Annotated in this window: 4 protein-coding genes; 2 read left to right on the top strand and 2 right to left on the bottom strand. The window is 73.9% G+C overall.

The features are described from left to right. Positions 1-353, bottom strand: a 353-nt coding sequence (locus tag QZX64_RS04145; protein ID WP_295657212.1) for an MFS transporter, incomplete at its 3' end; no start/stop codon positions are given. A gap of 205 nt (positions 354-558) precedes the next feature. Between QZX64_RS04145 and QZX64_RS04140 the strand changes: the two genes are divergently transcribed. Both QZX64_RS04140 and QZX64_RS04135 read left to right on the top strand, forming a co-directional pair. Then, the gene (locus tag QZX64_RS04140) at positions 559-753 is read left to right on the top strand and encodes a hypothetical protein (protein ID WP_295657210.1); all 195 of its coding nucleotides are present in this window, start codon (positions 559-561) and stop codon (positions 751-753) included. Continuing rightward, positions 750-1,655: a diacylglycerol kinase family protein gene (locus tag QZX64_RS04135; RefSeq protein WP_295657208.1), complete on the top strand. Its 906-nt coding sequence runs from the start codon at positions 750-752 to the stop codon at positions 1,653-1,655. The genes QZX64_RS04140 and QZX64_RS04135 overlap by 4 nt, the downstream gene beginning before the upstream one ends. Before the next feature lie 63 nt (positions 1,656-1,718). On the opposite strand, the gene QZX64_RS04130 is transcribed toward QZX64_RS04135, so the two are convergent. Continuing rightward, on the bottom strand, positions 1,719-2,598 hold an 880-nt coding region (locus QZX64_RS04130), incomplete at its 5' end, for an MFS transporter (RefSeq protein WP_295657207.1).

Below are 2,598 nucleotides of genomic sequence, written 5' to 3'. Positions count from 1 at the left end.
AGGAAGAAGAGGCACAGCAGGAGCCAGACGTTGTCCATCCTCACGGCCGCCTGCACCCAGAACAGGCCGCTGGTGACGATGAGGCCCACCGTGGTGACCACCAGCAACGTGCGGCGGTCGAAGACGTCGGCCAGCGCGCCGCCGTACAGGCCGAAGACGACGAGCGGCACGAGGCCGAAGACGCCGGTGAGCCCGACGTACGCCGAGGAGCCGGTCTCAGCGTAGATCTGCGCGGGCACCGCCACGACGGTCAGCTGGGCGCCGATGACGGTGATGATGTTTGCGAGCCAGAGCCGGCGGAAGTGCGGCTCCTTCAGCGGACGGGTGTCGGCGACCAGGCCACGCAGCTGCACGCGAGGACGATACGGGGCGGTGCCGACGGCTCATCCGGGCAGGCTGGACCGCGCGAGGGACAGGGCGCGCCGGTCGAGCAGGTCGTCGACGTCGAGCGCGCCCTCGTGGGTGACCCCGCAGACCAGCTCGGCCAGCGTCGAGGTCGTCCTGCGTCAGCCGGCGGTAGGTCCACCATCGTGTCGTGTGGGCGCTTAGCATGAAGCCGTGGGCGTCTCGATGACCGCCACCCTCGAGTTGGGGCTGCGCCGGGCCCGAGGGGCGGCGGTGCTGAGCGGCCTGGGCGGCACCCCGCTGGGTGAGGAGCCGGGCCGGGCGTCCGTGGGCGTCCGACTGCTGCGGGCCGTCAAGGACTCGCGCGATCCCGCGGGCGTGCTGAACCCCGGGGTGCTGGTCCCGTGAGACGCTCCTTCACCTTCCTGGTGAACCCGGCCTCCGGCGGCGGTGCCGCCCCCGAGGCGGTCGTGCCCGTGGCCCGGCTGCTCCGCGACGCCGGCGCCGAGGTGGAGGTGACCTACTCTCCGGGGCCGCACGCGATGCGGTCGCTGGCCGCCAAGGCCGTGGTGCGCGGTGACGTCGTCGTGTCGGTCGGCGGCGACGGCATGCTCTCCTCGCTGGCCGGCGAGGTCGGCGAGCTCGGCGGGACGCTGGGCATCGTGCCGGCCGGCCGGGGCAACGACTTCGCCCGGATGCTCGGGCTGCCGGGCACGCCGTCCGGTCTCGCGGAGGTGCTGCTCACCGGAGCTCCGCGCACCGTCGACCTCCTGTGCGTCGGCGACCGGCTGGTCGTCGGTTCCGTCTACGCCGGCGTCGACGCCCGGGCGGCGGCCATCGTGGACCGGGCCACGAGGGTGCCGCGGGTGCTGCAGTACCCGCTCGCCGCCGTGCGGGCGCTCGCGACGTACACGCCGGCCCGCTACCGCCTCGACCTCGACGGTGCGGTCCGCGAGCACGTGGCCGCGACCGTCGTGGTGGCCAACTCGGCGTACTACGGCAAGGGCATGCGGATCGCCCCGGATGCCGACGTCGACGACGGCCTGCTCGACGTCGTCGTCATCGAGGCCGCCTCCCGGGTGGCCCTGGTGCGCGCCCTCCCCAGCGTGTACGACGGCTCGCACGTCCTGCGGCCGGAGGTGACCGTGCTCCGAGGTCGCCGGGTCGAGGTCTCCGCTGCCGGGCGAGACCCCGTGCCGGTCGGCGCCGACGGCGAGCCGCTCGGTGCGCTGCCTGCCCTCAGGGACGCGCCGCTGGTGGTGGAGGTGCGGCCGGGGGCGTTGTCGGTCCTGGTGCCGGGCCCGGTGTGACCGGCCGAGCTTCTTGCTGGAACGTTCGTACAAAGCGCGTTGTACGAACGTTCCAGCAACCGATCAGCTCCTCCCCGACGCCACCACGAACCCCGCCGCCACCACGGCGGTGGCACCCATCACCGGCCAGAGCAGGCCGGGCGAGGCGTCGTAGATGACCGTGCCGATGGGCGCGGCCAGCATCGTGCCGCTCGTGGCGGCGCCGGTGTAGAGGCCCTGGTACTGCCCGACGAGGTGGTCGGGCGCCGCGTCGAGCACGTGCGCGGTCGCCGTGGTCTTGTAGAGGATCTCGCCGGCGGTGAGCACCGCCATCGCGGCGACCACGGAGAGCGCCGTGACCGGCAGCCCGAACATCGCCGTGCCGACGCCGACCAGCGCGTAGCCCGTCGCGATGACCGGGTACGCCGAACGCCGGCGCAACCGCTGCGTCGCCGGGATCTCGAGCAGCAGGATCAGGCCCGAGCCCACGGCGATCACCGAGGCGTAGAGGCCCACCGGCGCACCGGAGTCACGCAGGTGGAGCGGCAGGGTCGAGTACAGCTGCCGGTAGACGATGTCGACGAGCACCACGCCCACGAGCAGCACCAGCAGCGACCGGTCCGTGCGGACCGCCCGCCAGAGCCCGGGCCGAGGTGCGGTGTCCACGGCGGCCGTGGGCTCCTCCCGGGGCAGGGTCCGGCTCAGTGCCACCCGGATCGCCAGCACCGCCAGCCCGTCGAGCACGAACAGCGCGTCGTAGCTCCAGGTGCTGACCAGCGCCCCGAGCAGCGGCCCGATGACGAAGCCGGCGTTGGACGCCGCGCGGTTGATCGCCACCGCCGAGCGCCGGTCGCCCCGCGGCACCGCCATGGCCGTCAGGGCGCCGGTCGAGACGCCGCCGGTGGCACTGCGGTAGGCCGCGACAGGCAGGGCCAGCGCCATCAGCCACACCGGTAGCCACGGC

Origin of the sequence: uncultured Nocardioides sp. (genome assembly GCF_902805925.1) — a bacterium.
Taxonomy (GTDB): Bacteria; Actinomycetota; Actinomycetes; order Propionibacteriales; family Nocardioidaceae; genus Nocardioides.
This window is presented reverse-complemented; position numbering and strand designations above follow the sequence as displayed.